Raw genomic sequence first — 252 nt, forward strand, 5'->3', positions numbered from 1 at the left:
ATAATTGAATAACTGCCTGTCCCGGTATCAGGGGCGGGTGGTCTGGTACGACGTACCCCATTCAGGTTTACCCCACCCGATCGTGTGTTCACGACGGTGAGGGTTCAAGGGTTACGGCGGTCATTGCGCGGGGGAAACGCCCGGTCCCATTCCGAACCCGGAAGCTAAGACCCGCAGCGCCGATGGTACTGCACTCGGGAGGGTGTGGGAGAGTAGGTCACCGCCGGACAATCATTACAGGTTCAGGCCCCG

The 252-nt window shown here is 60.3% G+C and carries 1 rRNA gene; it reads left to right on the forward strand.

Features of this window, described 5'->3' with window-relative positions:
• Positions 1 to 112: 112 nt before the first annotated feature.
• Positions 113 to 229: ribosomal RNA gene (gene rrf, locus ACSLGO_RS18240) — 5S ribosomal RNA — on the forward strand.
• Positions 230 to 252 lie beyond the last annotated feature (23 nt).

It is taken from the genome of Arthrobacter sp. IK3 (assembly GCF_051337705.1).
Taxonomy (GTDB): Bacteria; Actinomycetota; Actinomycetes; order Actinomycetales; family Micrococcaceae; genus Arthrobacter_B; species Arthrobacter_B koreensis.